The sequence below is a fragment of the Leptolyngbya sp. PL-A3 genome, assembly GCF_039962325.1.
GTDB lineage: Bacteria > Cyanobacteriota > Cyanobacteriia > Elainellales > Elainellaceae > Vacuolonema.
On sequence record NZ_JAMPLB010000003.1, the window covers coordinates 115,836 to 139,964 of the forward strand.

26 protein-coding genes are annotated in these 24,129 nt (G+C 47.8%); 13 read left to right on the forward strand and 13 right to left on the reverse strand.

Translation table 11 applies throughout. The features are described 5' to 3' along the window. The first annotated feature begins 33 nt into the window (after window positions 1-33). The 7 genes from NDI52_RS03960 to NDI52_RS03990 all read left to right on the forward strand — a co-directional run bounded on the left by NDI52_RS03960 (window position 34) and on the right by NDI52_RS03990 (window position 8,294). A complete protein-coding gene (locus tag NDI52_RS03960; protein ID WP_190770908.1) occupies window positions 34-1,122 on the forward strand; it encodes a class I SAM-dependent methyltransferase in 1,089 nt (362 codons plus the stop codon). A gap of 655 nt (window positions 1,123-1,777) precedes the next feature. Further along, window positions 1,778-2,368 (forward strand): hypothetical protein, encoded by a 591-nt coding sequence (locus NDI52_RS03965; protein WP_190770909.1) that lies wholly within the window; start codon window positions 1,778-1,780, stop codon window positions 2,366-2,368. Window positions 2,369-2,384: 16 nt separating this feature from the next. Beyond that, window positions 2,385-3,362, forward strand: a complete 978-nt coding sequence (locus NDI52_RS03970) for a leucine-rich repeat domain-containing protein (RefSeq protein ID WP_190770910.1) — start codon at window positions 2,385-2,387, stop codon at window positions 3,360-3,362. 202 nt (window positions 3,363-3,564) lie between these two features. Beyond that, window positions 3,565-5,043, forward strand: coding sequence for a calcium-binding protein (locus NDI52_RS03975; protein ID WP_190770911.1), 1,479 nt, complete (start codon window positions 3,565-3,567; stop codon window positions 5,041-5,043). A gap of 182 nt (window positions 5,044-5,225) precedes the next feature. After that, on the forward strand, window positions 5,226-6,932 hold the full coding sequence (locus NDI52_RS03980) for a hypothetical protein (protein ID WP_190770912.1): 1,707 nt from the start codon (window positions 5,226-5,228) through the stop codon (window positions 6,930-6,932). Between the two features lie 149 nt (window positions 6,933-7,081). Next, the gene (locus NDI52_RS03985) at window positions 7,082-7,558 is read left to right on the forward strand and encodes a shikimate kinase (protein ID WP_190770913.1); all 477 of its coding nucleotides are present in this window, start codon (window positions 7,082-7,084) and stop codon (window positions 7,556-7,558) included. A 439-nt stretch (window positions 7,559-7,997) separates the two neighbouring features. Further along, window positions 7,998-8,294 (forward strand): WGxxGxxG family protein, encoded by a 297-nt coding sequence (locus NDI52_RS03990; RefSeq protein ID WP_190770914.1) that lies wholly within the window; start codon window positions 7,998-8,000, stop codon window positions 8,292-8,294. A 199-nt stretch (window positions 8,295-8,493) separates the two neighbouring features. Here NDI52_RS03990 and NDI52_RS03995 read toward each other — a convergent pair whose 3' ends face one another. The 4 genes from NDI52_RS03995 to NDI52_RS04010 form a co-directional block, all read right to left on the reverse strand. Next, window positions 8,494-8,748 carry a hypothetical protein gene (locus NDI52_RS03995; RefSeq protein ID WP_190770915.1) on the reverse strand — a complete coding sequence of 85 codons (255 nt, stop codon included), beginning with the start codon at window positions 8,746-8,748 and terminating at the stop codon, window positions 8,494-8,496. Between the two features lie 475 nt (window positions 8,749-9,223). After that, a complete protein-coding gene (locus NDI52_RS04000; protein ID WP_277874832.1) occupies window positions 9,224-9,346 on the reverse strand; it encodes a hypothetical protein in 123 nt (40 codons plus the stop codon). After that, complete coding sequence (locus tag NDI52_RS04005) at window positions 9,333-9,551, reverse strand: hypothetical protein (RefSeq protein WP_190770916.1); 219 nt, start codon at window positions 9,549-9,551, stop codon at window positions 9,333-9,335. Before NDI52_RS04005 ends, NDI52_RS04000 begins: the two co-directional genes overlap by 14 nt. A 695-nt stretch (window positions 9,552-10,246) precedes the next feature. Next, entirely contained in the window at window positions 10,247-10,393 is a 147-nt protein-coding gene (locus NDI52_RS04010) for a hypothetical protein (protein ID WP_190770917.1), read from the reverse strand. Window positions 10,394-10,967: 574 nt separating this feature from the next. Here NDI52_RS04010 and NDI52_RS04015 point away from each other — a divergent pair. Then, window positions 10,968-11,327: a hypothetical protein gene (locus NDI52_RS04015; RefSeq protein ID WP_190770918.1), complete on the forward strand. Its 360-nt coding sequence runs from the start codon at window positions 10,968-10,970 to the stop codon at window positions 11,325-11,327. A gap of 645 nt (window positions 11,328-11,972) precedes the next feature. Here the strand turns inward: NDI52_RS04015 and NDI52_RS04020 are convergent. Both NDI52_RS04020 and NDI52_RS04025 read right to left on the reverse strand, forming a co-directional pair. After that, window positions 11,973-12,191: a bromodomain-containing protein gene (locus tag NDI52_RS04020; RefSeq protein WP_190770919.1), complete on the reverse strand. Its 219-nt coding sequence runs from the start codon at window positions 12,189-12,191 to the stop codon at window positions 11,973-11,975. 2,199 nt (window positions 12,192-14,390) lie between these two features. Next, window positions 14,391-14,525, reverse strand: coding sequence for a hypothetical protein (locus NDI52_RS04025; protein WP_277874833.1), 135 nt, complete (start codon window positions 14,523-14,525; stop codon window positions 14,391-14,393). A gap of 1,642 nt (window positions 14,526-16,167) precedes the next feature. Between NDI52_RS04025 and NDI52_RS04030 the strand changes: the two genes are divergently transcribed. Next, on the forward strand, window positions 16,168-16,383 hold the full coding sequence (locus NDI52_RS04030; RefSeq protein WP_190770920.1) for a hypothetical protein: 216 nt from the start codon (window positions 16,168-16,170) through the stop codon (window positions 16,381-16,383). Window positions 16,384-16,745: 362 nt separating this feature from the next. Here NDI52_RS04030 and NDI52_RS04035 read toward each other — a convergent pair whose 3' ends face one another. Both NDI52_RS04035 and NDI52_RS04040 read right to left on the reverse strand, forming a co-directional pair. After that, on the reverse strand, window positions 16,746-16,991 hold the full coding sequence (locus NDI52_RS04035) for a hypothetical protein (RefSeq protein ID WP_190770921.1): 246 nt from the start codon (window positions 16,989-16,991) through the stop codon (window positions 16,746-16,748). Next, complete coding sequence (locus tag NDI52_RS04040; protein ID WP_190770922.1) at window positions 16,988-17,611, reverse strand: hypothetical protein; 624 nt, start codon at window positions 17,609-17,611, stop codon at window positions 16,988-16,990. Before NDI52_RS04040 ends, NDI52_RS04035 begins: the two co-directional genes overlap by 4 nt. Window positions 17,612-17,638: 27 nt before the next feature. Here NDI52_RS04040 and NDI52_RS04045 point away from each other — a divergent pair, with 27 nt between their 5' ends. Continuing rightward, the gene (locus NDI52_RS04045; protein ID WP_190770923.1) at window positions 17,639-17,809 is read left to right on the forward strand and encodes a hypothetical protein; all 171 of its coding nucleotides are present in this window, start codon (window positions 17,639-17,641) and stop codon (window positions 17,807-17,809) included. Here NDI52_RS04045 and NDI52_RS04050 read toward each other — a convergent pair. The 4 genes from NDI52_RS04050 to NDI52_RS04065 all read right to left on the reverse strand — a co-directional run bounded on the left by NDI52_RS04050 (window position 17,774) and on the right by NDI52_RS04065 (window position 20,663). Beyond that, window positions 17,774-19,108 carry a hypothetical protein gene (locus NDI52_RS04050; RefSeq protein ID WP_190770924.1) on the reverse strand — a complete coding sequence of 445 codons (1,335 nt, stop codon included), beginning with the start codon at window positions 19,106-19,108 and terminating at the stop codon, window positions 17,774-17,776. The two genes, NDI52_RS04045 and NDI52_RS04050, sit on opposite strands and share 36 nt — an antisense overlap. Before the next feature lie 10 nt (window positions 19,109-19,118). Further along, on the reverse strand, window positions 19,119-19,643 hold the full coding sequence (locus NDI52_RS04055; RefSeq protein WP_190770925.1) for a hypothetical protein: 525 nt from the start codon (window positions 19,641-19,643) through the stop codon (window positions 19,119-19,121). Window positions 19,644-19,743: 100 nt separating this feature from the next. Beyond that, the gene (locus NDI52_RS04060; protein WP_190770926.1) at window positions 19,744-19,971 is read right to left on the reverse strand and encodes a hypothetical protein; all 228 of its coding nucleotides are present in this window, start codon (window positions 19,969-19,971) and stop codon (window positions 19,744-19,746) included. 92 nt (window positions 19,972-20,063) lie between these two features. Continuing rightward, window positions 20,064-20,663, reverse strand: coding sequence for a hypothetical protein (locus tag NDI52_RS04065; RefSeq protein ID WP_190770927.1), 600 nt, complete (start codon window positions 20,661-20,663; stop codon window positions 20,064-20,066). 184 nt (window positions 20,664-20,847) lie between these two features. Between NDI52_RS04065 and NDI52_RS04070 the strand changes: the two genes are divergently transcribed. The 3 genes from NDI52_RS04070 (at window position 20,848) to NDI52_RS04080 (ending at window position 23,722) form a co-directional block, all read left to right on the forward strand. Further along, the gene (locus NDI52_RS04070; RefSeq protein ID WP_190770928.1) at window positions 20,848-21,054 is read left to right on the forward strand and encodes a hypothetical protein; all 207 of its coding nucleotides are present in this window, start codon (window positions 20,848-20,850) and stop codon (window positions 21,052-21,054) included. Between the two features lie 516 nt (window positions 21,055-21,570). Continuing rightward, window positions 21,571-22,278: a hypothetical protein gene (locus tag NDI52_RS04075; protein WP_190770929.1), complete on the forward strand. Its 708-nt coding sequence runs from the start codon at window positions 21,571-21,573 to the stop codon at window positions 22,276-22,278. A 406-nt stretch (window positions 22,279-22,684) separates the two neighbouring features. After that, complete coding sequence (locus tag NDI52_RS04080; protein WP_190770930.1) at window positions 22,685-23,722, forward strand: hypothetical protein; 1,038 nt, start codon at window positions 22,685-22,687, stop codon at window positions 23,720-23,722. Between the two features lie 24 nt (window positions 23,723-23,746). Here the strand turns inward: NDI52_RS04080 and NDI52_RS04085 are convergent, their stop codons facing one another. Further along, window positions 23,747-24,106, reverse strand: coding sequence for a hypothetical protein (locus NDI52_RS04085; RefSeq protein WP_190770931.1), 360 nt, complete (start codon window positions 24,104-24,106; stop codon window positions 23,747-23,749). Window positions 24,107-24,129 lie beyond the last annotated feature (23 nt).

Here is a 24,129-nt window from a genome sequence, read left to right on the forward strand (position 1 = left end):
AAACCAACCAGGATCTACGACTTAGGAGAAGCCATGACAGCTCAAATGATTAACCCAACTGAATTCGACTCTAGTAAAGCTGAGGCATTTGCTGAACAAATGCTGAGCATTCTCAACAGTGGTGCGCTTGCCCTGATGGTCTCCATCGGACACCGCACCGAGCTATTCGACACGATGGCAGAGCTGCCACCCTCGACCAGCCAGCAAATCGCTGATGCTGCCGGGCTGAACGAACGCTACGTGCGGGAGTGGCTTGGTGCCATGGTGACCGGTCGGATGGTGGAATATGATGCGATCGCTAAAACCTACAGCCTACCCGCCGAACATGCCGCTTTCCTGACCCGTGCAGTCGCCTCTGACAATGTGGCGGTTTTTGCCCAGTACATCCCCCTGTTAGGAGGCGTAGAAGAACAAATTATTGACTGTTTCTACAAAGGTGGTGGTGTTCCCTACTCGGAGTACAAGCGCTTCCATGCAGTCATGGCAGAGGACAGTGGACAAAGCGTCGTATCTGCTCTCTTTGATCATGTATTACCGCTGATTCCCGGCCTTACTGAAGCGTTGCATCGGGGCATTGATGTGCTCGATCTGGGTTGCGGTTGCGGACGGGCATTAAACAAACTTGCGGAAGTATTTCCCAATAGCCGCTTCACGGGTTACGACTTTTCAGGGGAAGCGATCGCCACGGCCAATGCCGAAGCACGAATGCGGAAGCTGAACAATATTCAGTTTCAAGTCAAAGATGCAGCAGCCCTGGAGGAGTGCGATCGCTACGATTGGATCACGACGTTCGATGCTATTCATGACCAGGCAAAACCTGATGTGGTACTGCAAAACATCTGCAAAGCCCTGCGTCCCGATGGCGTTTACCTGATGCAGGATATTCACGCATCTACAGATGTTGCCGGGAATCTGGAACATCCGATCGCTCCCCTGCTTTATACCATTTCTTGTATGCATTGTATGACGGTTTCTCTAGCCTATGGAGGTATGGGCTTAGGGACGATGTGGGGTACAGAAAAAGCCCTGCAAATGTTGGCAGATGCTGGTTTTAAGCACGTTGAAATTAAACAGCTTGCTCATGACTTTCAGAACGATTACTACATCATTCGGAAATCCTAAACGAAGGTAAAAAGATGACCGTTGTAATGAAAGTGGTATTTCGTCCAGCAGCGCTTGGCGATGATTATGCGATCGCTCATTAACAAGTTGTAGAAAGTGATTTCTCAAAACTGAGTTGATTGTGTTTTGGCAAAATACAAGGGCACTTAACTTATATCTCCGTCATGGATTTATCGTGATGGATCGGCTCAGGTTGTTCCCCATCCACTCATTCATTACACAGGCGATATTTTACTGATGGAAGCTCCAACTCAAGCTTAATCCCAGGCATAAACTCATGTGTACGTTATGTTCGCTTGCAGCACGATTACAGCGTGCTGACAGAGATTCCTTGTCTCTCTTCTCAACTCAAAAATTTTCTGCTCGGGTACAGGATCAAGCTCAGGCTTCATCTGCATCAACGCCTACTGTCATCGGTTCCGATTTCTTGACTGGTTCCCAATCCAAAAGCAGGCTTTTGTAATATGCCCAGCTTCATTGCCCAACTTCATTTGTTGAAGCACAAGTCCAGAAACCCAGTGTTTCTGAAAAACCGGGTTCCTAAGCTTCAGCAATTTAGCCGCTCTTGTTGTGACAAAACGATGGTGATTCTTCACGGATGATGTTTTGCCATCCCATCCCCGACAAACTTTTCCATTTTCCCAGGAGATTCATCATGAAACTGCACTATGTTGCTACCCATTTTCTTGTTCTTACCCTTCTGTTAGCGGGTTGCTCCGGAAGTCTGTCCTCTACTGATGGAGGCTTGGGTTCAAGTGCGACAGCCGAAGCCAGAACCACAATCCAGACCAGTAAGGATGGAGTTGTGAAACTCACCGTACCTGATGGCTGGCAAGATATTTGGACAGAGGCAGACAAGGAACAGTGGTCGCTGCTGGTCGGCAAACGTTCGGAGCTTTTGCAACTGGGCGTGCGATCGATCGCCAAAGCCGATTTCCCCGCCATTACCCCTGAAGCCCATGCACAAGCAGCCCTGACCGCAGGCACAGCCCCCTTCTCGGAACCCGAAATTCTTGAGAATGGTAAGCAAATTACCGTGAATGGTCATCCGGCTGTTCTTTACCGCACTGTCGGTACAGTCTCGGGGCAACGCTTAGCAACCTATTCGTTATCCGTGGAAACGCCTGGCTATTACCATGGCATTTTTGTAGCGGGTCCCGAACAGACCTTTGTCGAGCATGAAGCTGAAGTAGAGCACATTATTCAAAGCTTACAGGAAGCACAAGAAACGGTATCAACCCAGTAATTCAGACCAACTTATCATGAAGTTCCATCGATTTCTGGGGCTTCTGGCTATTACTCTGACGCTCATAATCATGCTTGCCAATGCCGATCGCTCGCGGGCTGTTCCAGAGGCAGGAATACGCCCTACGACTTTTGAACAATGGTGCCTTCGCAAAGACATCCTCTCCCCGCCAGCAAGACATACTGTTGAGTTGCTATTAGATATTGGGGCTAGAACTTCAAATTGCACTCAAGCTAACGATATTCTGGTCCATCTAACAGAACTGGATCTCAGCAATCGTGACGTAGAGGATATCCAGCCACTCTCCACCTTGCCCAACCTGGTTGTTCTTAATTTAAACGGCAATCTGATTGAAAATTTGCGTCCACTGGCAGCCTTAACCCAGCTCGAAACGCTCTTTCTCAGCTACAACCGCATTTGTGACATTCGCCCTCTGGCAGGGCTATCTCATCTAAAGCTTTTAGCTTTGAGTGAACAACCCATCGCTGACCTGCGTCCCCTGGCCTCCTTAACCCAGTTAGAAACCCTCAGCCTGTATAGCGCTCGTGTGAGTGCGATCGCTCCCCTCACAGCGTTGCCCCACCTGACCCGTCTCGACTTAGCCGATAACCCCCTGCGCGATCTTCGGCCCCTGGCAACTCTTACCGGTTTGACGTACCTCGATCTGTCACAGCTACACCTGCGTCATATCCTGTTTCTATCCGCACTGACAAATCTGGCCTATCTGCGCTTAGACGATAACCAGATTCAGGATGTGAAAGGATTATCTTCTCTAACGCACCTGATTGATCTGGGTCTCAATCGCAATCGCATTGTAGATGTGCGTCCCCTAACGACCTTAATCAATCTAAAAGGGCTCAATCTTGAAGCGAATCAAATTCGTGATGCCAGCGCCCTCGCCGCATTACGCAATCTGGTTCAACTAAACCTGGCATCGAATCCGCTACGCGATCGCACGTGCCCCCTACAGCCCCCATCTATTTGCACCTTTTGATGCTGAGCCCCCGCTCATTCGTCCTGTAAGGGCTTTCCTTCCCATGTCTTCCCACTTACGGCATCGTGCCCTGCGCACAGTCTTTGTACAAGCGTGCCTTTCGGATGTATCTGACCGCAGAGGCTGCTTTAACAATAGTTTTCTCGTGCCTTTTCCACGGGCTTATCACTTTACTATTCACAACTCCAGGAGAAATTGAATCATGGCCAATGCAATTCTTGATGCACTGCTGAATCCCCAAACCACAGTTCGTGAACGGGAACAAAACAATGTTCTATCAACTCGCAATGGTTCTTTGAGAACCGCAGAAGCATTACTTGGTAATAACCCTAATGGCAATGTTGGTATTGTCGGCAGAGTTAACGGTACGAACAACATCAACCCAAATGATGGAATCGATGTATTCTCGTTCACAGTCGATCGCCCAATGCGGTTTGATGCCCGAATGCTATCTAACAATGAACAGAACATATCATTTCGTCTAATCCGTGATTTCAATAATGATGGCCGGACGAATTCAGCTATCAATGCAGGAGCCAGTATTGATGATTTGCTCAGCTCCTCATTTGAGCCTGGGGCGGATGACATCCAGTTTGATCGTCTGGAACCAGGTACCTATTTCCTGGAAGTTGTTAAACGGGTTGATACCTCGGCGATCGACTACACGCTGATTCCCAAAGCCTCTGTGATTAATAGTGCCCGATTGACCATTGAAATTGAGCGCATTATTCCCCTCAATAGCTCTGGCACCATCATTGTGCAGGCTGAGATCGATGGGCAAGTTCAAGAAACGCGCCCCTTTAGCCCCACTCCCAATCAGGGTATCTTCCTGAGTGCTGCTGTCGACCCAGATCAGCGCAATGTAGATGTGAAATTAACAGCGTTCAAAGTGTTACCCAATGAAGAGCGATCGCCCCTCGACTTGAGCCGTAAAACCGGCACCACAGCCCTGGAATTCACTTACGATACTCTCACCCGTGATGTGCGTGGAGAGACGGGCTTCGGGTTCTTTGGCAAAGAAAATGCGGTCATTCGTCAAACCATTCGTGATGACGGAGAAGGTACCCACAATGGCATCCGCGTCAGCTATGACACGTTTGCCGCCGCTCCCCAAATTCGGGGTAATCAATCTGCTATTCTGCGGGCCAATGACATTCCTGTCGTGCGTGGCAGCAACGGCAACGACCCAATGCAGGGTGGTGCCAAAAATGGAATTTTGATAGCACAAGGTGGCCGCGATCGCGCCAACGGTGGTGCAGGGGATGACATTATCGACGGTGGCGCGGGTGGAGACGTGCTCCTGGGCGGAACCGGAGATGACATTCTGATTGGTGGCGTCGGTAACGATCGCCTATTGGGTAATGCGGGGGCTGATTTGCTCGATGGTGGTGCGGGACGCGATCGCCTGACAGGTGGTATTGGCAGTGACACCTTTGTTCTGGGTAATGGCTTTGACATCATCACGGATTTTCGCAACGGGCAGGACTTTATTGGGCTTAGAGGGAACCTCTCCCTTGGTGCCTTGCAATTTGTTCAGCAAGGCAACAGCACAGTGATTCAAGCCAATGGTCAACAGCTTGCCCTGCTACAAGGCGTCAGCGTTTCTCAGCTGAACACCCCTGACTTCAAGACCATGTCGACGCTTTTGGTGGCGGGTGTCAACGTTCCCGTCGTGGTTTAGTTACGCCAACTATCAGGCGATCGCCCCCTTTCCTTTGCCAATTCAAGAACGATTACGGAACGCTTTAGAAGCGCCATCTTATCTACATTCATGACATTGCCCGCAGAGGAAGCCATCCCGTTTCGATCGCTTCCTCTGCCCCCCAATCCCATCATTTCTTAATGCGTTAGAGGACAACCCCCATGATCTATTCATCCAAGCTCTATCCCCTGTTACTCGCAGCAACCCTATTCACGACCACAGCATGGTCAGGAACAACCCTGGCTCATACACCATCCACCTCAACTGAGGCAGCCTTAACGGCAGCCGATGCTTCCCAATCCACCACGCCCACAGTCCCTCTATTCGATAACCTCGGCAACTACAGCCATCCCATTTCGGCTCGCAACCCTCTAACCCAGCGCTATTTTGATCAGGGGCTGATGCTGGCCTATGGCTTTAACCACGCTGAAGCGTTCCGCTCCTTTCAGCAGGCGGCTGAGCTCGATCCAACCTGCGCGATGTGCTATTGGGGTATGGCTTATGTTCTGGGACCGAATATCAACGCGGCCATGGAGGACGGTGCTGTGCCAACGGCCTGGGAAGCACTCCAGGCGGCTCGTGAGCGAAGCCCCTACGCCAGTGAGCAGGAGAATGCTTACATTGAAGCCCTGGCTCAACGCTATACTCCTGAACCGGTGGGCGATCGCACAGCCCTGAACCTGGCCTACGCCAACGCCATGCGGCAAGTAGCCCAGCGCTATCCCCATGACCCCGAGGCCGTAACCCTATTTGCTGAAGCCCTCATGGACACAATGCCCTGGGATTACTGGCAGGAAGATGGGGAGCCTAAGCCTGAAGGCGCTGAAATCATCGCTACCCTGGAGTCTCTTCTACAGCGGTATCCTGACCATGCAGGAGCCCTCCACCTCTACATTCATGCAGTGGAGTCCAAACGTCCTGACCTTGCTGCTGATGCGGCCGATCGCCTGCGAGATCTGAACATCAACACGGGGCACTTGATTCACATGCCTGGGCACATTTACATCCGTGTTGGGCGCTATAACGACGCGGTAGTTGCTAATCAATTGGCTGCAGCTGCGGATGCCGCATACGTGCAACAACACAATCCCGATAGTGCTTATCCCTTTACCTATGTGCCCCACAACCACCACTTCCTCTGGTATGCGGCTGTCATGTCAGGCCAGCGGGATGTAGCTTTGCAAGCGGCTCAAGATACAGCGGCTCTGGTCAATCAAGATTTGCTGCGGCAGCCGGGATTTGGTACCTTGCAGCACTATTCAGCAATTCCGCTCTACACCTATGTCCGGTTTGAAATGTGGGATGAAATTCTTGCCACCCCTGCTCCCGCCACTGATCTGGCTTACGTTACTGGTGTCTGGCATTTTGCTCGAGGTATGGCTTTGACCGCAAAAGGTCAGCTTCAAGAAGCGGCTCAAGAATTGGAAACTGTGCAGGCGATCGCCACTAACCCCACTCTGGACGGCATCACCATTTGGGACATCAACACCACCGCTCATCTTCTGCAGATTGGTTCTGCTGTATTAGCAGGAGAACTGGCTGCTAAGCAGGGGGATTATGAGGGGGCGATCGCCCATCTCCAACAGGGCATTGAGTTGGAAGATAACCTCAAGTACGATGAACCTTCTCCCTGGTATGCTCCTGTGCGGCAAATTCTAGGCTCAGTGCTACTCCAAGCGAATCGCCCTATGGAAGCGGAACAAGTCTATCGGGAGGATTTAGTGAAGTATCCCGACAATGGTTGGTCGCTGTATGGTTTGACGCAAAGCTTACAGGCTCAGGGCAGAACCCAAGAGGCCCGAGAAGCGCAAGCTCAATTTGAGCAGGCTTGGCGCTACGCCGATATCTCATTAACGGCTTCACGTTAATCGTTTGCCTAACTCTAGTGGGTGACAAGAAGTCGCAGTTCTTGTGGAACTGCGACTTCTGAGGTGGGACATAACGACTGGTTTAAACTGAGCGTGCTATTACAGAAATTTTCCAGGCCAGGTAAACACTGGTATCGGAGGCAGAACTTATGAGCCAAATTCTATATATGCTAATCGGCCCGAAAGGCGCAGGAAAAACATACATTGGAACGCTCATTGGTCGATGTACGACAATTCAATTTATTCGGGTTGAACCTATCTGGCTAAGTTTACAACCCGGTGAGAATGGATGGCAGAAGGTTGCACAAATCATTGATGAGACATTCAAGAATTATCCTCAAGTGATGATTGAGAGCCTGGGAGCAGGTGAAGAATTTGAAAGGTTCCGCACTGTCCTGGCAAAGAAATATACACTCAAAATGATTCGGATTTATGCAGATCTTGAAACCTGTCTCACACGAGTTAAAAATCGTGATAGCGCGGATCACATCCCAGTTTCAGATGACAAGGTTGAACAGTACAACCGCATTGCTGCAAATGTTGTATACGACTGGGACCTAGAGATTAATAACGACGTACCAGCAACTGAAGACGCAATTTTGGCCGCTATACAAACCCTGCTCTAGTTCTCTCACAACAACCATCAATACTCTGGACAGTTTTTCTGAAACCTTTGATTTTGCGTGCGCGAAGCGCACGTAAAATCAAAGGTTTCAGAAAAACTGTCCGAACTAATGAACTATATCCAGAACACGACTCAAAACTTAGAATCCTGATTCTGCTGTTGCTTTGAGGCAGTATCAGAATTCTGGAAATAGGAGAAACATCACGGCTCAACTGGGTTTTATGTCCCTATGTTCCTGAAGTAAGTACCTAGAACTTAGCGTAGCTCTGCCTTAGTGAGCAGAAGGATATGAACCTTAGCAGGATTAAAGAAGCGGTGCATTCGGAATATAACAAACCTATAAGACATCGATCGCCCGTTTAGCTTTGGCTGATGCAGCCATGGCTGATCCAGTTTGATAGTAGCGATTCAAGTAGCGATTCAAATAGAAGGAGCCGACTATGAAATCCACGAATTTGCGTAAGTTTTTGAGTGTAGGTGTAATTGCCCTGAGCGTTACTGCTGGCGCAGTAACCCTTCCTGCCCTGAATGCGAAAGCAGCTGCTCCCGATGCAGATACCACAACTACTGTAGATACCGATACCGACGATAATGATGGAGCCTGGGATTGGCTGGGTCTACTGGGTTTGGCCGGTTTGGCTGGTTTAGCTGGTAAGAAGAAGCATGACAACGATACCTCTGTTTATCGTGAGCCCACTGTAACCACTTCTCGCGACCCTAATCGCACGAACTACTAATCATAAACTCGGCTTGAGCCCTCAAGCCTAAACACGGAACGTGCGCGATGCAGAGCACCGCGTACGTTCTAATATAGGAACGCTATTTCATATCAAATGGACGTATAGAATGGGCGGAAAGCATAGCTTTCCGCCCATTCTAATTTCCTTCCATCAGGAAGGTTTTGGTACAAGATTTGAGTTTCTTGTTAGCAAATATTTATACGCCAGCGGCCATAGGAGAAGGCTTCATACCCCTATTCATAAAGCTGAACTCGCTCATTAAATTCCCTTTTACGTAAAGATAGAAAACCCGACACTGGGAACCCGATGCCATCCATTCGTTGCGCAGGGCGAGCAAGCCATCTGCAACTTCTTGAGTCGGGGCATCAATCATGAGGGTGGATTCAGTTTTGCATAGGTCGCAACGGGATAATAAGGCCTTATGTAAATCAGATAAAACAAGATTTGACATCACCTTTTCCCTCCTCATCGCTAAAAATCATGGTCTTAACAGGTGTGCTTGGCCTTCCCGTGAAGGTTGTTCACATCCTCGCATCGAGGTCTTGTTTACCCCAACAGCAGGAACACGGTAGTTATTTAGTACTGCCTCAGTCCCTCGGTGAGCTTGCGGAGAGAGGCGATCGCACTGTAACGAACCTCTACATCCGTACTACGGATATCCGGTCATGTTTCGAACATAGTCACTTCGTGCCTCTTCTGCCACACTCCCTTCGCCTATCTAGAACACTACTGGATGTTCGATTAAGCCGCTGAATCTCGGGACGTTACTTTTTGCTTTTAGTTCCAAAAACAATTGTCTCAATCCGTTCTGAGAAAGGTACAAGCGTGGCTGATTCAAGCACAAAGTGCTTTAAACAGGTGAAGAAGCAACGGAAAGCCGCCCAGGCAACAGCAAAGGCGGCAGGAATGCAGTAGCTTGGCTACGACTAACATTGTGTTACCCACAGTTTTGCAGTGATCACCCTGTCTGTCTTGCCAATGTGCCCAGAGAAAAATGGCAGATACAACCGTAATTCTGTTAGAAGGGCGATCGCCTCAATTACCGCCATCAATGCTTACTTCCTGATCACAAGAAATTTGGCGTTTGCGAAATTGAGTCGTGATTGAAATCTCCTTCGCTTCATTCCATCCCCTCATGTAAGCATCATCATTTGGAAGACGGGGGGTATCACTCAAAATTAAATCAAAGTCGACATATCCAACAGCTTCTCGAGCTGCGGGAGGCAAAACAATCAACCACATCAGATCTTCCACAGTCCAACTCCTAGACAGTAAAGAAGGGACAAAGCTTGAAACACCATCACAAAGCGAAAAACCTGAATGATATCTATGCATGAATCTTAATCTAGTGAAAAACCTCTATGTTACGTCTTAAGAGGTATATTTTTGAGGTCGCTTTCGACACATTCAGATTTACCATTATTGTTTGGTAAGAGTGGTAAAACACACCCGTTTAACAGGAACGCACTCGATAGAACAGATTTCTGTAAGCCCTGAAACGAGTGGGTTGTACCCATTCAAATTGATTTAATTTCTCTGCATCCGTTCCTGCTGGATAGATTGCCAGGAACCAATGAGTTTTTGTAGGTGAGGGTCATGCGTCGGCTGGTGGGCAACATAGCGGGCGATCGCAGTGGAAGCCTCGTAATGCCGATTAAACTATCGCACTAAGGCAATACGCTGAGTGTGTTGAAAACGATTCATGAGTTTGCATTTTCATGGGACCACAAGACGGGCTGCGTTGAAGGAGCAACAGCATCGATAAGGCACTGGTTGAGATGTAAATTTTCACGTGTAGTAAACACGAAAAACTACCATTTCAAACATTCACTAGAGATGTAGCTGTAGAAATTGAAATTGTGGCTTTACAGATAGATCCTGTTTTAGTTGTTCTTTTGTGTGTGTGAAGCACATAAAAACAACTTTTATAGCCAGCTTTAAAACATGCTCTAGGACAGTGGAACGGATGCTGTAAATTTAGAGCGATCTAACGGATTAGAGTGAGGGGTGGGTTGCTTTAACTTCAACGGGTTTTGAAGTATACCCGGAATGATGCTCCATACATACTCAGTAGCGGGAAGGCGATCGCGGCTCATAGGTTACCTGGAATTGCAATGCAGTAATTCTAGGTCGCAAGCTGTGAGGATCTTGTGTGGATGAACAAGAAAATGAGCTATGCGCTAATTTGAAGAGCAGTTGCTTTTATGCCAAATGGTGTAAAAGCTATTACAAAAAAACAGATATTGTGAGGTAGGGATTTTTATCTTTGTCCTTCTAAAAACAAATAAAACTTAAACTGTGGTTTCTTTATGGCATAACCCTCTCCCATCTGAAAAATACACAACTCATTTAGTAGTTGTCTGTTTCTACAGTGGCAGATGGATCCCAATCATGTTTTACCCTTTGAGTGCTGCTATTGAGTTGCACCAGAAAGCAAAATCCTTGGGGCAAGAGCTGTTCATCTTTCCCCCTAGTAAAAATTTGCTCAAGGAGCTAGAGGTTATAACGTGAAACCAAATGGAATAACCTTCTCCTAACCGTTCAATTTTCAAAACAAGCTTAAGCCCCTAGACAGCAGACCAAAAGATGGAGGATTGAACAGTACCTTTTGTGCACAGTTCAATCATTCGGCTCAAAGTGCTCCTGAACAAATAGGTAAGGGTTCGCATTATGGAGAGCGACGATAAACCATCTTCTCAAATAGCCCCTATCAACGTTCGGTTTTGGGATATTGGTCTTATCAAGCTTCTGCTCCTGCCTCTTATTGCCACTACAAGTTTTCTTTTGTTTCCGGGTAAACACCCAATCATTACTCTAAATGAGTACAACCGTATTCAATCAGGGATGACAGTAAATCAGGTGGATACGATTGTTGGGGAGCCTGGAGGCGAGTTAGAGAAGCGAGATCCGTCGGCTCCAGGTATCTCCAATCTGCGAATATTTCAGTGGCAAAATGGTAGTGGTTCCCATGCTCTGATTTGGTTTCAAGATGGAAAGGTAGTTCTAAAAATCAACATTGACTTGAAGTAACATCCAAGTGAATCACTGAAATATGGGATATTAAAACGCATTGTGCCACGCTATTTCCTAAAGCACAGCTTGCTTATCTCTTTTGGCACTTAGAGGATATCCCTTGTGGCTGAAGCGGGCACAGCATCAATAAGCAATACTAGAAATGTAGAGGCTGCTTATGACTATCACAGGGTCGCCCATAAAGATCCTGGCTATATATTTTCTCAAAATGCTCGTCCTTGTTTGAGGACGGGCATTTATACTTTAATGCCTAAATGCTCTCCCCGCTGTAGAGGGGGAGGGAAAGGATTTCATAATGGATGTGAAGCAGTTATATTTAGGTTGTAATGTAGCGCGATCGCCAACATTGCAGCACTTGATGTGACGCCAATAAAAAACCGCAGGACGAACTGCGGCATTAGTACGCTCTTAAGCTGACGATGTCTGTAGTGTCGCAGCGATCGCCCAACCAAAACATCTTCCTAAAAGTAGAGTTCGGCTTATGTTTTCACAAAAAGCTCAAACCCCCCTTTGGGAACTTGCAAAACTGAACATACTCGTTTAGTAGACCTACCCAAACCTGGAAATTAGAACTCTTTCTTTCCGCTCTGTAGCGATAGCAAATTGAGCTTTAGGCTTTGGTGCTAATAGGTGTTTACGAAGTTAGCCAATCTCTTCTTCTGGCGGAGCAGCGTGTGGCAGAGGTGGGATATCAGCATCGGCTGTTTGAACAGGAACGTTAAGATGCTTTCTTGCCATATCTTCAGCCATTCGATGATCTTCCGAAGTTGCAAACTGGCTTTCATCCAGTAGATTGCCATCCTGGGCAGCTTGGTCACGACTGGGAGGCGCACCATTTTTCCATCGGTACTTGAAGTCCATTGTTAAAAGCCGTGGATCACGGCTGCTATTCAGTTTCTCTAGCCTAAAAGAGACCATCTACATCGACGTCTATCCCTGGTTACCTTGCAGTGGTAGATTCACAGCCAATCGAGTTAGAACAAAAAGGGAGAATAGATGCGGCGCACTTGTTCTCATTGCTTTAGAAGCGATCGGAAACGGTGATAGCGATCACAACATTATGTGATGAGATTCACTTAATCCTGGGTAGGTAAATCACAAGGCTTATCAAGCGAACCTGGGATTATGAGTACAGTCGACCACAGGCCAAACCAACAAGCCCCACTCACTGTTACTGTTACCAAGGATGAACCGATGAACCTGCCCTACCGTGGCGTTGTCTACCCACCTGCTTCCCCAGGATCGTTCCCTTAAACATTGCGGTACCCATGACAACACTCAATTGACTTGCCTGCCCCCTCCCCCTAAACCTAAAGTTTCATACGCTTTCCTACACCAGTACTTCCTACAGAGTTCTCCCTCGATACATTGCAACTGTCTAACCAGGTCTCCTTGACCTTGCAATCGTGCGCAGGGAAAACTTCACCCCCATTGTTCTTGGCGGGATGCCTTCAAGAAACTCTCGCCCGCCATAGTGTCCAGTATCGGCTCCTGAAAATCGCACTTCTCCTCACGGACTCAAATGGTCAAAGAAAAACCAACACAAGCCAGAGGTTAGCCTCTGGCTTTTTATTTCTATTCCAGAGCGGTCCTCAAACTCAGGTAGTTTTCAGACGTATGGATAAGATGTGGTGAAAGGGGTACGAAGTGCTCCTTTCACCACATCTCATCCAACACTTGCAACATGACCCCAGACAAAAACCCGCATCCAATGCGGCTAGATGCAGGGGGAGGAGGTTTGCAATGTTCAGATTTTGCAATTTGTGAGTAGACCTACGGTTCCATCAAGGGTGGTGAGCTCATGAGTCCTAGCACTTTCTGCCTCCTGCGACTTTTAGAATCTATCCTGGAGAGTAAGAAAAAAACTTGGAACGAAGCCGGGTCTTGGAATAGAGGCGATCGACAAAGACTGAAGAAGTGCAGCCCCTTATCCCATCAACATCTAACCCTACCAGGAGTGAAGGCATGAGCTTGATGGGAAGAGTATTAGACATCTCCAGAGCATGTTTGAAAGCTGCCTGGAAAAATTATTGTTTCGGGCACGAAGTACGCAGGAAAAATAATCTTTGAAACAGCTTCTAGTAGGCTGCGGCCTAAGTTCGCAACCTATGTTTTGTGTGGGGTGCTTCGCACCCCACACAAAACATAGGTGATGGATTTCTGCCTCAGCGTACTAGTATGAATGATGCAAGGCATAGAAGCCATAGCCACCAACAATGGTAAAGAAAATAAGGACGGCAGCTAGCAGGATATAGGCAACTGGCGGTGGACTCATAATTCTGTTGGCATATTCGCCGCAAATGTTTTTCTCTTATTACCGTAGGATTTTTGTGCGATCGCGGCTTCACCCTATAGCACGACCCTTCCAACACTACGCCCTTTTCAACTTTCAAAACCTATCTAGGGCTGTTTATTCAGTTTGTTAAAATAGAAAAAACCGCATTGCAGTGAGTGCAAGGCGGGTTAAATGCTAGTCGCTGGTATTCTGCCACGGGAAGCTCTAGCGATGAGTCTATCGAGGGTGTGACGTCAAAGGAAAAACCCTGCATCGGTCGAGGAAGATGCAGGGAAAGTTGACGGACGTAGTTCAAAAAAATCATGCCATGTAGGGGAAAGTGAGCATTCTACCCTAAGGCAAGCTCTACATTTCTCACTACATTTATGTCTGTGGTTGCAATTTAATCCATCTTCCGACTGTTGTGTAACACGAGAACATCTCAGCCTAGAAGCTGTATGGAAAACCCAATTTTTTTTAGTAGGGTTTCACCCTACTAAACCTCAGTTTGAGTGAAGGGCGTTTTCGAGTGCCGCGCATTGCGCGGCACTCGAAAACGCTCATTTTGGCGTGCGCTTTGCGCACGCCAAAATGAGCACTTCAGCTTATCCCGAACTGAGGTTACTAACAAAAAATTTGACCCTTTTAGCCATCTGTATCCTGTACACGGAAAAACCCGCTCTGGATACCAGAGCGGGTCAACAGGAGAGAATCATGTTTCCATGAAATCGGTTGAGGTGGGAGCCGTAGGAGCAATCTCCAAACCGCAATCGGGTACCCGACCTCTAATTGCTGTTATTAATGCTGTAGGCGTGGGATAAGTCAGGAAAGACTTGAATCAACTTGAACTTATATTCCCACTCAATCTCCTGGTACTCCACAGCAGAATTGCCAAAACAAATAGTCGCGACCGATGGCATAAATCAGGGGAGTTGCGGATGAGCGATCGCAACAGAAACTAAGAGTTGAGCTTACTCGCACGAGGTCAGACCAGTTTTGGAACGCTTTCCTCCATGAGGCTTCCCAAAACTAACTTTCCTGCTTCGAAACATGCAGTGTTACAGCGCTTTGCGCTTGAATCAGCCACAGTTGTTTTTGTGAGAGCTGTGCTCCGCGCTCTCAAAAAACAACCAGATTTTAAGCGCTTAAAAAGCGCTGTATATAAAAGGCTCTTACGTTGCGGAGTGTCATACTCAGGTTCATGAACGAGTTCCTTCCCCAGCAATACGATCCCCAAACAGAAGGGGAACTCTTGATAGCGATAGTCGTCATAGGCAACCCTGATCAGGGCAGCTTTTTTTAGCTAGTTGTGCGCTTCAGGCGCAGAAATAGTCTTTTGAGCAGACGATCCAAATTTTATACCATGACCTTACAGAATCTGATTAGGACAGTATATTTTTTAGAAGCTGCACTCTGGGCAGCTTCTAAAAAATATACTGTCTGGTTCTAAGCACGCAGCGCTACAGAAAGCGGGGTGTTGAGCAGTGTGGTATCAACCATAGAAAACCACCCAAAGCGATATCGCGGGTGGCAAAAAAAGGAATGCAGTGATTGGTTAAGACTGACATTGTGTTGTATAAGCAGTCTTGCAGCGATCGCCCTCACTGTCCTGCCAATGTGCCTGAAGAAAAACGTATGCGCGGCTAATATCTTTTCAATATGGAGCGGCGTCTAATATTATGAGCGCTGTCTAGAACGACAGACCCGTGGATGCTACTGGTAGCAAAACAGCCTGCCAGCAAAAAACGCGTGGAGGTGCCCGCGAATGGACAGATCCATTGCTCAAAGAACAGCTTTATCCTTTCGGATTGGAGCATTCACGATGATTCTTGCGCATGCTCCAATCTGGCTGCCTGTCGTGTTGCTTGTAGGCAGCATTACCGGAACCTTATTAGGGATGGAGCCGCAAAAGGGCGATCGCTAACACCAGCAGCGCCAGGTCTGAACTGCTCAAAAAAATGCTTTGACAGCCTGCAGTTAACATAGCCAGCACATCCACAAGCCGTTTGCAATAAGCTGCAGCAGGAGGCACTTATCTCAAAAGGAGAGAGGCAGGGTTTCGCCCCGCCTCTCTCCTTTTAAGATGAGCTTTGTGGTGATAACTGTAGAAGTCATAGAAAGACAACCTTCACAGTAATTTTACCTTTTTAGTAGATAATGGATGCGCTCTTAGCCTGAAAAATTTCCATGTCCCTTGAAAAAGAACAGGAACAGATAGTTAAAGCTCTCCAAAAACGCTTGGATGAAGCAATCTCAGAGAAACTGCCACCTGAAACACTGGCAACCTTAAGCAAGGCTGTTAGAGAAGCAGCAGAGGCCCTCAGAAGCTTGAAGTATGGCTGAATGAGGCCGCGAAGAATCTACATTCCCAAGATAATGCAGGCAAAAAGCAAAGTTGATCCAACTCGCAGCATAGGTAACGGCTGTGAAGAATCTACGAAAAAGTATAGTTGTTTTTTTTGATACATTATGCCTATTCTTCGAAGACTACAAAAATCTACAGTTTCAAGATCTACTAAGTAAAAACTATGCTTGAACTATCGTTAAAATTTATACCCTGCGATGGAAGAGTTGTTGTGGCTGATTGTGCTGCCTCCTGAAGGACGAGAGGCAGTTGGATTCGTTGACTATGATATCGCTCTCAGTGCAGAGCCTCGGCTTCCTCAGGACGAAGCTTATATGAGAGGTTGGAGCGAGGCCCAAGGACTAGCTATCAAAATTCAAACGATCAAAGCATCACGCCAAGCTGCAGGCTTATTAATAGAACGGTATCAATAGATGCGCGCTAGATGCATAGCGATGAATTTAAGGGTGTGGCGATTGCGACACAGCGCAATTTTATACTTGGGGTTGGACTAAGGATTTGTCGTACGTATAGCCGCTGCGGGGTAGTTTGTACCAAAAGAAGAGAGGCGGAGTGAAACCCCGCCTCTCTTCTCTCACAAATTAGTACAGGATGGCTGAATTTTGTACGCGCCCTGGAGGACTCGAACCCCCGACATCAGGTTTTGGAGTCCTGTAGACTGGATAGCGAGAAACACGATAGAGACAGGATCCTAGCGATTGGTTATGAAGCGATTCTCACTTAACTCCAGAGAATGTCAATTTTTGGCTTTTTGGGCAGTTTGGATGGGGATCTGCTATCGCCCTCCGGTCAGTCGGTAGGCTTTCCCGATCAGACCAATTGTAAAGATTAATGTACCCGCCGCCAGTAGGAGCCAACCTAATATATCTGCCAGAAAAGGTAACACCACACCCAACCCCGCCAGAAGGGCACCCATGATAGGGGAGTAGGGGGAGCGGGCGATTGTACCCATGAAGGCGATCGCCATTCTCCATAGGGGAACCTCTAACGTGTTCAACTCATCCTCTGGTATCCGCTTCATTTCTTTTTCGCCTTTAGGGTGTCTCGAAGTTTGGAGGATACGGGGGAAGCGGCGGGGTTACTGGCGGCGATCGCTGGAGTTTGTTTCTCAGCACTCCGAAGCCCTTCCCAAAAAACTCGGGTGTTGAGCTGTCCAGTTTTGCCGATCGCGTGGAGTAAGTGGGCCAACACGGCAGAAATTTCGCCGCCGAAGACAAGGGCCACGGTAGCTATGCGGCGGGGTTCAGGATTAGCAATTCCTAGTGCTCCCGTAGTACTGATCCAATCGGTTCGGTAGATGAACCATGTAAGCAAAAAAGCCCCGATTAGGAGAACCCATTTTATAGCTGTAGGCACCCATCGGGGGAACCCTGGTGGCGGCTCCAGTTGAGAAGGAAGAAAAGTTAGGGGTAATTCGTCCGGGCTTAACAAGATGCTAATCAAAGCAGATTCATAGACCGCTATCAGAATAGAAATTGCCCATGTTCCAAGATAGGCAGCATTACCCGCCGTTCCCTGTATTTGTTGTGCAAAATACCTTTCAGTGAAGTAGACATTTACTGCTGACAAGAAAAAGCCAATACCGACACAAGCATAGGCTAAAGCTCTAACCTTTTCGGGCGGGGTTCTTAATAGCGTCATAGGTCATTACTCCAGGTTGGAAAGTTGTTGGGTAGACCGTTGGGTATCTGGTGGATGTCTGGTTGGTGGATGCCCCGATCGCCCCAACAGCCCAACGGGTGTTGGATGGCCCCCAACCTTTGTTGGGTAGAGGTTGGGGGCGTTTTGTTGGGTGTTGAGTTTTTAGGGGTTGGGGGCGTAGGTGATGCCGCTTCCTAACCCATCCGTTTTGCCTCGCCCCATCCGTTCAAGACTTAGAAATACCGCTCGAATTTGGTCAGCGCTATATCCATCCAGGTCAGGTAATCTTGCCTGTTGAATATCACGGGCAGATACGGGGCGATTTCTTTTTTTAGCGGCGGTGTAGACCGCTTCTAAAACTTCACGGGGGAATTCTGGAGAACTGGCATCTGGTGAAGGCGATCGCCCTTCCTGTAGCTCTGGAAAAAATTCCAGGAGATGATCGGCATGAAACCAATCGGGTAAGACGAATTCAAGCGGGGCTTCTGATAGTCCGGTGATCCGAATGAGCGGGTTAGGCGATCGCCGCCCTGTCTTGCTCATTTGACAAGATCTCTCGACAATAATTAGCCCCTGCTGTCTCATTTGGGCGGTTCCATTCGCCCCGCCTAATGTGGCGTTTGTGATGCCGTGGGATAAGCCAATCACAAACTTTTCGTGCTTTTGGCTCTCACTGAGGAAAGACAGCATAAGGCGATCGGCTCCCTCCAGTTCGGCGGCGGCATAGCTGGTGAGTTCATCGAAAAGCAGGGATATGGGGGAGCGATCGCCCTGCCCTATGCGGTCAAAATAAGCATGGATCCGATCCTGTACTCCCTCTAGTTCCCGCCATACTCCAAAGGAGGGTGGGAATGTATCGTGCTGGTGTGGGGTTGCCACTTCCGCTCCATAGCCCAATAGCACCTGGCGGGTGAGTGCCAGGGCCACGGCAAAGGATGTTTTCCCGCTCCTTTGTGGGCCAACCGCCAGGATCGGGGTTGCCTCCAGCAGTTGCAGCACAGCGGGTAGTTCTTCCTCCAGCAGTTGCCAGAGGGCGGCTTTTCGCTCTTCCCACGGGGCGATCGCCGTGAGGGTGGATCCTTTAGCCTTTTGTTTTGTCAGTTGATTGGGTTGTGTGTTAGATGCTGACACAACAGATCCAGAGGAAGGGGGAACGGGTGGCAGGAGAGCGGCCACATTGGCGGCGGTGGCTGGCTCCAGTTTCTTAAGATCATGGCGGATCCCAAGGTAGGCGGCCACACTAGCGATCGCCCACACCAGATAATCTCCAGGGTTGAAGCCCGTGTTCATCGGCTGATAGGCAGGCGGTTGGATGGGGGCGGCGGGTTGTTGTGGCCCTTGCCCTGATGGTTGGAGGATAGCACCGGGGGGCGGTAGTGGCGGAACGGCAACGGGGCGGGGTTGGGTAATGTTTTCCCATGCAAGCATGATTAGAACCCCAATACCGAAGCCGATCGCCGCATCCCGAATCAGGAGCGGAACATTAAAGTCTTTCATGGCTCCCCCCTTAAAACTGCTGGTATTGCTGCATGGGGCGGGGCGGTAGCGAAAAGCGTTCTACCCAATAGCTGTAGAGGGCGGTGATAAAGACAGCCGTAAAGAGGGCGATTGAGACTTTTAGGATCAGGTCTTCATCGCCGCTTCCCCCTGTGGTTTGGGTGCTGGTGTGGTGTTTGCGATTGTGGCTGTTATGGGTGCTGGAGTCCGTAATGAAAATGTTGGTGTGCTGGGAATTGTCGATGAAAGTGAAGGGCTGATAGTTCAGGGTTGTGGTGTGGGTGCTGTTGTCTACCCGGTTATCTGTGACCTGAACCAGATACAGGTTTTGCACCTCCAGCAGGGTTTCATATTCGCCCCCCTCCGCCAGGTCTTGAAGCTCCTGGAATAGTTCGGGGTAGCGATCGCCCACGGGTATCAGTTCATAGGTTTCTCTGGCAAGCTGGATCGATTCTTCGGAACTAAGGACAATTTCACCGCCCTTTTGGTCGGTGGTTAGGTCTGGTTGGATCGTTTTTCCGTCCGTTTGTTGCATGATTGTGATGTCTCCTTATGTGGGGGACAAGGGGCGATCGCCGTGGCTACCAACTTCGAGCGATCGCCGCCCTATCAATTTTTTTCAGCAGGAATCTGGTTCAGGTTCCCAAGGTTTGCAAATCCGCCAGGGTGAGAAATTCGGGGCGGGCGGTTGTGTCTTCGATGGCTCCCTCCAGAAATCTGCTAACGGCGATATGGGGAACCCCGTTGATCTCGATTAGACGATCGCCCCAATCGGGGCGGAAGTATAAACCGCTTTCCGCTTTCCAGCCGAAGGGAGCGGTTTGATCCTCGTGGGCAGGGTAATGGGTGAATTCTTGGGACATTTAGCCTATGCCCTCCTTTGTGGGTGTGGGGTGTATAGGTTGGGGCGGGAACGTGGCAAGGGCGGCGATCGCCCCCAAGGTCAGCAGGGCGATCAGGATTGCGGCGATGGTTCGACAGCGGGCTTTCCCAAGGTGTTGAGTTCGGCGGCGATGTCTTCTACTTCCTCCAGGTCAGCGTTTTGGAGAAGCGCCATTAAATCGGATTTGATTCGGTACTCGTCTACACGGCGGCGGAATTGCCCCAACCGCTTTTGGGCTGTCTGTTTAATTTCACGGGTCTGGAGCAATTCCGCTTCCTGGGCTTTTTCGGCGGCATCAATACCCGTTTCGATTTGATCCAGGAACCCGTTCAGGTTGGTCATAAATTCTTTAGGGTTCGCCAGTTGTTGACGGATGCGATCGGTTCGGAATTGCTCCAGGCTTGTGGATGTTGCTCCAACCTGGAGCGTTTTTTCGGCGGCATGGTTGCCCATTTCGACGGTGAAGCGGGGGGCGGGGTTGGTTGCCCGAAGGGGCTTTTCTCCTGCATAGGCAATCAGCTTTTTTCGCTCCCCATCGTCGAAGAACCGAGTTCCACTGATGAGTTCTCCCAGTTCTCCATGCTCGTCTTTTGCCCGCTGATACCAGGCTTGGACGGTACGCTTATCCCGCCCCATGCTTTCCGAGATTGACCGAAATGTGTGATTCCGCATAGCTTGTAGCTCCTTCGTATGTGGTTCGTATGGCGATCGCTATGAATTTCATAGCGGCTTCGTACGTGGGCACATCATAGTCAAGGTGTGCACACTTTAGCAACACTAAATTACTGGAATAAAACTACTATGGGAACACTTAGGGGTAGGAATGGCCCTATCGTTTACCCTGAGAGGTATTGTTATGAGCGTATTTGGCGACGTGGCAACGGACAAAGCCCGAATTGTGGCCTATTGCAGCCAGGAAATGAAGCAAAAGCTGGAGAGGTTGGCCGATCTACGGTTCAGGAGCTTGTCCAACCTTGTTGAAGCCGTATTGGCCGAAGAGATCGCACGGGCGGAAGCTAGCGGGGAATTGCCTTCAGAGAACCCCGAAAAGGGGAAGGAGTGATAGGGCCATTGACAAATGGCATACTACAGCAGCGGCATAGAAGGAGACTTAACTGTACGTGGGATGTGTCAGCTCGGATAGATTGAAACCCATAAAATCTCGTTATTTTCTGAGCTAGATGATATTTAACCTAAAATCCCTAGAAGCTTTACCTACAAAGCTTCTAGGGATTTTTCTTGATCGCTAATGAGTAACCAGGCAAGCTAGGCGAGATGGCTAGCTGTTTTTTGTAAAGGCTTTGTGCATCTTATTTTTTCTCTGAGGGACAGAGAATGTCTTGTCCTAATATAGGGATATTCCCTTAACTTTCTAAAACGATGGACAAAGTCCCATCTGATAAAGGTTCTAGTAGCTCTGATAAGAGCCGTAGGGAGCCTGAAAAACATAACCCTTCTAAACCTCAAATTAGAGTTACGTATAACGGAACCCCTTATATGCGGCCAGTAGACATCTATAGAAGTCAAGCTGGACAGTCCGAAATCAAGAAAAATTTGCGTGATAAGTAGAGGAAGCTAGGTGCTTGGGCTAAATGAACTATTTTTGCCCTTGTTGGGAGGTTACATCCTTGTAACTCAATGGTTCGTCACCCGATACTTAGCTCGGCAATGGTCGGGCTATCGTCTATTTTTTAACTCAGCTATTGCAGGAATTGTTTTGCTTGCAGTAGCTATTTTTTTGGCTCAATCGATAAAACTTGCCTTCCCACCTATTCAACAATTACTCGATGCTAGCCCATTGTCTAGTTATCCATATTTGAATGTTTCACTATTAGCTTTTTTGCTAGGTAGTGTATGTGGCAGAATCTTAAACGTCTTTCAAACTGATAAGGAATCTTTAGCCATTGACTATGCTAGGAAGTTTGGCGGCCCGCTCCAGGTTCTCTTAGCCAAAGCATTTATTGAAACCAAACAAGTGTCTATTACTTTACGTAGTGGAAAAGTCTATATTGGCTTTGTAACAAAACTGAATGATAGCCAAGATCAGGAAGAATTTATACTAATTTGGCCTCAGTTTTCTGGCTATCGGAAAGTAGAAACTAAACAACTTGAAATAACGACAGAGTATACCTCTGTATATAAACAAATTGAAGAAAATCCTGAGCAATTTGAAGGCATTAGTATTGATGATTTTCAGGTTGTTCTTCCTACTTCCGAAATTGAATCAGTTAGTATTTACGACAAGCGAGTTTTTGACTCTTTTCTAAACAAAGGGGATATAAGCTGAAACTAGCATCTACGGTGCCCACGGGCCAACAACAAGTTCCTCAAGTCCTTCTTTAGCCGCTAGTTCCAAGTTTAAGGCAAGAAGCTTTTCAATAACGTCGGCTTGAGAGGTAAAGCCGTAGGCTTGCATCACAAGGTCATCCAGCTTCTTATGAAGTTTGTAAAGTTGGCTTGCTGGCTCATAAAGATAGGCGTTGTAGAGTTAGATGATACTCCACTGCTTTTGCTCCAGTTCTTTGCTGCGATATTCATGGAGGGCGATCGCCGCGAGGGTATTTGGGGGCATACTACGGATCAGTCCGGAAGTTGACTGCAAGTAGGTGCAGTGTGTAATCAGTAGAAGCGGAAAATCTATTGGTTTAGGAAATCTCTCAACATCAAACTTAAAACATTCTCCGTAAAACCCAATGGCTAAGAAAGAATGGGCAACAAAGGACGAAATTTCTGATTTTTGCCATAAGCATAATTTGCTCTTAAGGGAAAGCTATGAAAAAGCATTTAAGGATGGCAAGCTTCCTAAAAATTTTCCTGCGAAACCTTCTCAAGCTTTAGGAACAACATGGGGTGAAATACTGTGGGTATCAGTTCCGGACTTTAAAGAATATTGTAAAAAGCATGGAATAACCAGCCTTAAACAGTATCAGGAATTACTGGAAACTGGACAACTTCCTTCCAGATTTCCACCTAAACCCTCTAATGCTTATAACTGCACACTTGAGCATCTTGGATGGGCAAGAACTGACATCAAAAAGGGTAAAAAGAAATCAGAAAACGAGGTTCGTAAAACTTTTGAGAGAATTTTGGGTGAAAAATTTAGCACATCTAGACCAAAATGGCTGGTAGTAGAAGGTAATAGGCTTGAATTAGATGGATACAGTAAAGAGCTACTGCTTGCGTTTGAGTATCAAGGTGAATATCACTATCAGGAAGTCGAAATTCATCACAAACATAGAACACTTGAGGAAGTTCAACTTAATGATGCTCTTAAATATGAAATCTGTAAAAAGCACGGTATTGATTTGATTTGTATTCCTTATACAGAGCGGGATAATGAGGAATACATAATAGCTTCATTGAGGGGATTAAACCGTCCTGAAGTCAATGAAAAATTAGACTACTATCTGGCGAATAGATCTGAAATTATTCATCAACAAATTCAGAGAGAACTTGCAGAAAATGCGAAGAATCTGAGGAAGGGACATTTTCGCTTAAAACTTGATCAAATTGAGCATTGGATGGGAGTTTACAATGATTATGGCTATGAATTTGCTATGCAATTAGTTGAACAAATAGAAAAGGGAGAGGTAGAGGTAGTAGAGGAATTAAATTTCCAGCCTGTTAAGAAGTGGGAAGTCGTGAGATTTATAGAGTTTTTGAAACAACTTAAACAGATGGGGAGGGATACGTTGAGAGTTTGTGTGCATCTTATAGATGATGATGCATAATGCAAAATTCTTATTTGTAGCTTATCAAGCTTGTTTTAGGGGAACTTCTAACCCGTAACGAGCGGCCAACAACCGTAGATCTGCTAAGTGACAATTAACCTCCAATAATTCCGATTCCTTCTGCTCCAGGTCTTGCCAGAGGACGATCGCCGCCGTTGCTTCCGCTACTTGCTCCCCCCGTAAGGTCTTACAGCCCTTTTTGCCACCTTCACCGGGCTTAAACCACCGTAGGCGGCTGTAGCTCCTTTTGCCCGCCCGATCCTTCACAGAATCCAGCCAGCACCCACGGTAGGCTTCCCCGTTGTATTGCTCCAGGTCTTGCTTAAAAGTTGCGATCGCTCCCTCTAACTCAGCTTTTCGGGCAGCGGCGGTGGCGTAATCCATAAGGATCAGAGTGTTGTGTCACT